The organism is Streptomyces kebangsaanensis, from assembly GCF_001906585.1.
Lineage (GTDB): Bacteria > Actinomycetota > Actinomycetes > Streptomycetales > Streptomycetaceae > Streptomyces > Streptomyces kebangsaanensis.
The window spans coordinates 69,259-75,197 of record NZ_JUJA01000157.1 but is presented as its reverse complement, the minus strand read 5'-3'; the positions used below and the strand labels follow the sequence as shown (position 1 = coordinate 75,197).

The window sequence follows — 5,939 nt, the reverse complement described above, 5'->3', positions numbered from 1 at the left end:
GCGGGCGGAGCCCGGCGCAGCGCGTCGAAGCCCGCACGGCGGTGCGAGAGGTGTGTGGGGGAGGGGTCGCTCGACGTCCACGTCAAGCGGCTGCGTGCCGAGATCGAGCCGGATCCGGGTGCGCCGCGGTACCTGGTGACGGTCCGGGGGCCGGGATACAAGTTCGAGCCGTGAGCCGGGCCGTACGGCGAGGCTCCTACGACAAGGGCGGCACCCTCCGCAGGGAGGGTGCCGCCCTTGTGGCGTACGGCGCGGGTCTCAGTTGCCGGCCGCGGACTGGGAGGCCGAGTCGCTCGGGGCCGGGGTGGTGCCGGCCGTCTCCGACTTGTCCGGCGAGGGCGACGTCGACTGCTTGTCCGCGGCGGAGTCGGACGCCTGCGGCGTGCCGGGGCCGCCCGGGGCCGCCGGCACGCTGCTCGGGCCCCACTGGTCGAAGTAACCCTCGGCCGGGACGACGAAGGCGCGCAGGCTCACGTCACCGGTCTGGCTGAAGGTGAAGGTGATCTTCTGGGCGTTGCCGTCCTTCACCGTGGGGCCGGGGTTGGGCAGCGCGGCGGAGGCGTTGCCCTTGCCGCCGATGATCACGGAGCCGTGTGCGGGGACGGTCAGCTTGCTCTGGCCCTGGGCGGGGGTGATCTGGGCGGTGCCGTCGCCCTCGACGCTGATCGCGTCCAGCGTCTGGTCGGTCTTGCCGTTGTTGAAGACCGTCGCGATGATCACGGCCGGACCCTTGGCCTGGGTGCCGGGCTGGGTGACGACCACCGCGTTCTGGATCTTGATGTTGCCGACGCTCGTGGCCGCGTTGTCGGGCTTGATCTGGAGCGTCTGTGCATCGTTGCCGGCGGCGCACGCGGCGAGCGAGGCGATCGAGAACGCGAGGGCGGCGGCGGCAAGGGCGCCGCGTCGAAGGCTGCTGCTCACGGCGGCGGCAACTCCTTTAACGCAGGGGCGGCTCTGTGAATAAAGCCACCCTGAGTGTCATGTCGGCGGCCTTAGGCTACCGAGCCGCCCCGACGGGGTCGCACCCGACCCGCCCCTATGCCCCCGGGGCACGCGGACACCTGTCCGGCACACCACTCCCCGGAGCCCGGAATCCGGCCGTGCGGACGGACCGGCGCGGGGCCGTCCGCATTGGCCGCGCGCCCGTCCGCCATTCACACTAAGAGCCCGTCCGCATAGCCCGCCTCCGGCGTTGCGCGGATTTCCGGTAAGGAATGCGTGCGGTGGCGGGAATTGATCACAGGCCGTCCGGTCGGCCGATGTGACGAAGGCCGTGATCAATTCCGGATTCGGCCGGGACTCACCGGGAGCGCACCGAACGGAGTAGCGGAAGTCGAGTGTCGGGAACCAGACAAATCGGGATGTTCGGCCGTTTGGACGGGCCGCCGGAAGTGTGTAGCGTACGCGTTTCACCCCCCGTGAAGAGCCCCTCCGACCTGCGAATACCTGCTTCCTCTTGACCCCCGTGACCCTTCCGAAGCACGTCCCTGTTGCTGTTGTCAAGCCCCGAGATATGCCCTGACCTGCGAAAACGCCATTCAGAAGACGCCGTATCCGTGTTACCCTGGATAGCCACGGAAGGGGTACCTGTCACATGACGTTCAAGGTTGGCGACACCGTGGTCTATCCCCATCACGGGGCCGCGCTGATCGAGGCCATCGAAACTCGCCAGATCAAAGGCGTGGACAAGACCTACTTGGTGCTGAAGGTCGCCCAGGGTGACCTGACGGTGCGTGTGCCAGCGGACAATGCGGAGTTCGTCGGCGTGCGTGATGTGGTCGGTCAGGACGGGCTGGACCGGGTCTTCGAGGTGCTGCGCGCTCCGTACGCCGAGGAGCCCACGAACTGGTCGCGTCGCTACAAGGCAAATCTGGAGAAGCTCGCCTCCGGCGATGTCATCAAGGTCGCGGAAGTCGTGCGTGACCTGTGGCGTCGCGAGCGCGAGCGTGGACTCTCCGCCGGCGAGAAGCGCATGCTCGCCAAGGCCCGCCAGATCCTGGTGAGCGAGCTCGCCCTCGCGGAGAACACCAACGAGGACAAGGCCGAGGCCCTGCTCGACGAGGTCCTCGCCTCCTGACGCGAGGCGACGGCCACACCCGCCTCAGTTCAGCACAGTAAATGCCGCGGTGCCCGATGACACGATTCCCGTCGCCGGGCGCTGCGGCATGTTCGTACCCACGCATGCCCGCGCGTGGCGTCCATGCCGTACGGCGGGGGAGTGATCCCCCGGTACTGTGTGCCGGGCCCGGACAACGGGCTCGACCAGGGTCACGGAAGGGTCCGGTCAAGGCCTCGCGCCCGGCACTCCCCGCGCTCCACGCGCAGGGGCTACTACCCCCAGGCCATACCCACGCCGGGCCGGAACACAAACCTGACAGGAACCGATGTCTGACGATTCGCTTCCCTCGCCCACGGACGGCCGGCCCGGAGGGCCCGTCGCCGCCGTGATCCCGGCCGCCGGCCGGGGCGTACGCCTCGGTCCGGGCGCCCCCAAGGCACTGCGCACCCTGGGCGGCACCCCCATGCTCGTCCACGCGGTACGGGCCATGGCCGCCTCCCGCGCCGTGTCCCTCGTCGTCGTCGTCGCCCCGCCCGACGGCACCGCCGAGGTCAAGTCGCTCCTCGACGCCCACCCCCTGCCCGAGCGGACCGACGTCCTCGTCGTACCCGGCGGCGAGACCCGCCAGGAGTCCGTCGGACGCGGCCTCGACGCGCTGCCGCCCGGCCACGAGATCGTCCTCGTGCACGACGCGGCCCGCCCGCTGGTGCCGGTGGACACCGTGGACGCGGTCATCGAGGCCGTACGGGACGGAGCCGTCGCCGTCGTACCCGCACTGCCGCTCGCGGACACCGTCAAGCAGGTCGAACCCGCGCGGACGCCGGGCGGACCCGAACCGGTCCTCGCCACCCCCGACCGGTCGCGGCTGCGGGCCGTCCAGACCCCGCAGGGCTTCGACCGGGCGACGCTGATCCACGCCCACGAGACGGTCACCGACGACGTCACCGACGACGCGAGCATGGTCGAACAGCTCGGGGAGCCGGTCGTGACCGTGCCCGGTCACGAGGAGGCGTTCAAGGTCACCCGCCCGCTGGATCTGATCCTCGCGGAGGCGGTCCTGGCCCGCCGGAGGCTCAACGATGGCTTCTGACACACCCCCGCTGCCCCAGGTCGGCATCGGCACCGACATCCACGCCTTCGAGGACGGCCGCGAACTGTGGTGCGCGGGACTGAAGTGGGAGGGCGAGGGCCCCGGACTGGCCGGGCACTCCGACGCCGACGTCGTCGCGCACGCCGCGTGCAACGCGCTGTTCTCCGCCGCCGGCCTCGGCGACCTCGGACAGCACTTCGGCACCGGGCGCCCCGAATGGTCGGGCGCGTCCGGGGTCACGCTCCTGACGGAGGCCGCACGGATCGTCCGTACGGCGGGCTTCCGGATCGGCAACGTCGCCGTACAGGTCGTCGGCCCCCGGCCGAAGATCGGCAAGCGGCGCGAGGAGGCCCAGAAGATCCTCTCCGAGGCGGCCGGCGCGCCGGTCACCGTCTCCGGCGCCACCACCGACGGACTCGGCTTCCCCGGCCGGGGCGAGGGCCTGATGGCGGTGGCCACGGCGCTCGTGGTGCGAGTGGACTGAGGGCGTGCGAGGGTACCCGCACAGGCCGTCACCGCCCCGGCTCACGGAGGTACCCCCATGCCCGCCGCCCTGTCCGACCGGATCAAGTCACTGCTCGACGGCCCCGTCTTCGTCGTCGTCGGCACCCTCCAGCCCGACGGCAGCCCGCAGCTGTCCCCGGTCTGGGTGAAGCGGGACGGCGACGACGTCCTCATCTCCACCACCGTCGACCGCCGCAAGAAGCTGAACCTCGACCGCGACCCCCGCGTCAGCGTCGTCGTCGTGGACCCCGAGTCGCCCTACGAGTACGCCGAGATCCGCGGCACCGCCGAACTCACCACCGAGGGCGCCCGGGAACTCATCGACGAACTGTCCCTGAAGTACACCGGCAAGAAGTACGCCGAGTTCAATCCTTCCTCGGCCCAGGACGCCGACCGGGTGGTGGTGCGGATCCGGCCGGGAAAGGTCGCCGGGAGGCTGTGACGGCCGGCCGAGGACAGGTCGAGGACCGGCTGACGACCGGTCGAGGTCACGCACGCGCGGCGGGCGCGCGGGAAATGAGTGCGAGGCACCCCCCGCGGCCCACTACCCTGGAGGCGTGACTATTCGCCTGTACGACACCAACGCCCGGCAGATCCGTGACTTCACCCCGCTCAAGCCGGGCTGTGTCTCGATCTACCTGTGCGGTGCCACCGTGCAGGCGGCCCCGCACATCGGGCACATCCGCTCGGGACTGAACTTCGACATCATGCGCCGCTGGTTCACCTACCGCGGCTACGACGTGACGTTCATCCGCAACGTCACCGACATCGACGACAAGATCATCGCCAAGGCGCACGAACAGCACCGCCCCTGGTGGGCGATCGGCTACGACAACGAGCGCGCCTTCAACGACGGCTACGCCGCCCTCGGTTGCCTGCCGCCCACCTACGAGCCCCGCGCCACCGGCCACGTGCCGGAGATGATCGAGATGATGCGGGGCCTCATCGAACGCGGCCACGCCTACGCCGCCGACGGCAACGTCTACTTCGACGTGCGCTCCTTCCCCGGCTACCTCCAGCTGTCCCGGCAGGAGCTGGACAACCTGCTCCAGCCCTCCGGCGAGGGCGAGACCGGCAAGCGCGATGCGCGGGACTTCGCCATGTGGAAGGCGGCCAAGCCCGGCGAGCCCACCTGGCCCACCCCGTGGGGCGAGGGCCGGCCCGGCTGGCACCTGGAGTGCTCGGCCATGGCCCACAAGTACCTCGGCTCCGCCTTCGACATCCACGGCGGCGGCCTGGACCTGATCTTCCCGCACCACGAGAACGAGATCGCCCAGGCCAAGGCCTACGGCGACGACTTCGCCCGGTACTGGGTGCACAACGCCTGGGTGACCATGGCCGGCGACAAGATGTCCAAGTCGCTCGGCAACAGCGTGCTGGTCTCCGAGATGGTCAAGCACTGGCGGCCCATCGTGCTGCGCTACTACCTCGGCACCCCGCACTACCGCTCGATGATCGAGTACAGCGAGGAGTCGCTGCGCGAGGCCGAGTCCGCCTTCGCCCGCATCGAGGGCTTCATCCAGCGCGTGGTGGAGAAGGCCGGCACCGTCGAGCCCGCCGACCAGGTCCCGCCCGCCTTCGCCGAGGCCATGGACGACGACCTCGGCGTCCCCCAGGCGCTCGCCGTCGTCCACACCACCGTCCGCCAGGGCAACAGCGCGCTCGCGGCCGACGACAAGGAAGCCGCCGTGGCCCGCCTCGCCGAGGTGCGCGCCATGCTCGGCGTCCTCGGCCTCGACCCGCTCGACGAGCACTGGGCCGGCGAGGGCGACGACCGCGGCGAGGACCTCCACGGCGTCGTCGACACCCTGGTCCGCATGGTCCTGGACCAGCGCGAGGCCGCCCGCGCCCGCAAGGACTGGCCCACCGCCGACGCCCTCCGCGACCAGCTCAACCAGTCCGGCCTGGTCATCGAGGACAGCCCGGAAGGACCCCGCTGGAGCCTCGGCTCACGCTGAGACCCGCGTGAGCACCGAAGACCGACTGTGCCGCCCGGCCCCACGGGCGGCACACTTCATGGACGTACGCTTCATAGACGTACGGACGACGCTTTCAACAGACAGGTAGGTCATGGCCGGGAACAACCGCCGCATGTCCGGCAAGAAGGGCGCCCAGGTCGGCAGCGGCGGCAAGCGGCGCCGGGGCCTGGAGGGCAAGGGCCCCACGCCCCCCGCCGAGATGCGCAAGGGCCACGCCAAGCAGCGCGCCGCACAGGCCAAGGCCCGCCGCGCCCAGGGCGGCCGCCCGCAGCAGCGGCGCGGCTCGGGCCGCTCCTCCTCCGAGCTC

At 70.9% G+C, this 5,939-nt stretch carries 6 protein-coding genes and 2 pseudogenes; 7 read left to right on the top strand and 1 reads right to left on the bottom strand.

What is annotated here, in order from left to right:
* Positions 1 to 66 precede the first annotated feature (66 nt).
* A pseudogene (locus tag RH94_RS46795) lies at positions 67 to 174 on the top strand (winged helix-turn-helix domain-containing protein); the annotation flags it as partial.
* Between the two features lie 84 nt (positions 175 to 258).
* Here RH94_RS46795 and RH94_RS27460 read toward each other — a convergent pair.
* Positions 259 to 921 carry a copper chaperone PCu(A)C gene (locus tag RH94_RS27460; protein ID WP_073950911.1) on the bottom strand — a complete coding sequence of 221 codons (663 nt, stop codon included), beginning with the start codon at positions 919 to 921 and terminating at the stop codon, positions 259 to 261.
* A 673-nt stretch (positions 922 to 1,594) separates the two neighbouring features.
* On the opposite strand from RH94_RS27460, the gene RH94_RS27450 reads away from it, so the two are divergent.
* The 6 genes and pseudogenes from RH94_RS27450 to RH94_RS44795 all read left to right on the top strand — a co-directional run.
* Complete coding sequence (locus RH94_RS27450; protein WP_003953493.1) at positions 1,595 to 2,077, top strand: CarD family transcriptional regulator; 483 nt, start codon at positions 1,595 to 1,597, stop codon at positions 2,075 to 2,077.
* A gap of 307 nt (positions 2,078 to 2,384) precedes the next feature.
* Positions 2,385 to 3,149, top strand: coding sequence for a 2-C-methyl-D-erythritol 4-phosphate cytidylyltransferase (gene ispD, locus RH94_RS27445; RefSeq protein ID WP_073950909.1), 765 nt, complete (start codon positions 2,385 to 2,387; stop codon positions 3,147 to 3,149).
* Complete coding sequence (gene ispF, locus RH94_RS27440) at positions 3,139 to 3,633, top strand: 2-C-methyl-D-erythritol 2,4-cyclodiphosphate synthase (protein WP_073950907.1); 495 nt, start codon at positions 3,139 to 3,141, stop codon at positions 3,631 to 3,633. The genes ispD and ispF overlap by 11 nt, the downstream gene beginning before the upstream one ends.
* A gap of 57 nt (positions 3,634 to 3,690) precedes the next feature.
* Entirely contained in the window at positions 3,691 to 4,095 is a 405-nt protein-coding gene (locus RH94_RS27435) for a PPOX class F420-dependent oxidoreductase (RefSeq protein WP_073950905.1), read from the top strand.
* 115 nt (positions 4,096 to 4,210) lie between these two features.
* Positions 4,211 to 5,611, top strand: coding sequence for a cysteine--tRNA ligase (gene cysS / locus RH94_RS27430; RefSeq protein ID WP_073950903.1), 1,401 nt, complete (start codon positions 4,211 to 4,213; stop codon positions 5,609 to 5,611).
* Between the two features lie 112 nt (positions 5,612 to 5,723).
* Positions 5,724 to 5,939, top strand: a pseudogene (locus RH94_RS44795) (23S rRNA (guanosine(2251)-2'-O)-methyltransferase RlmB); the annotation flags it as partial.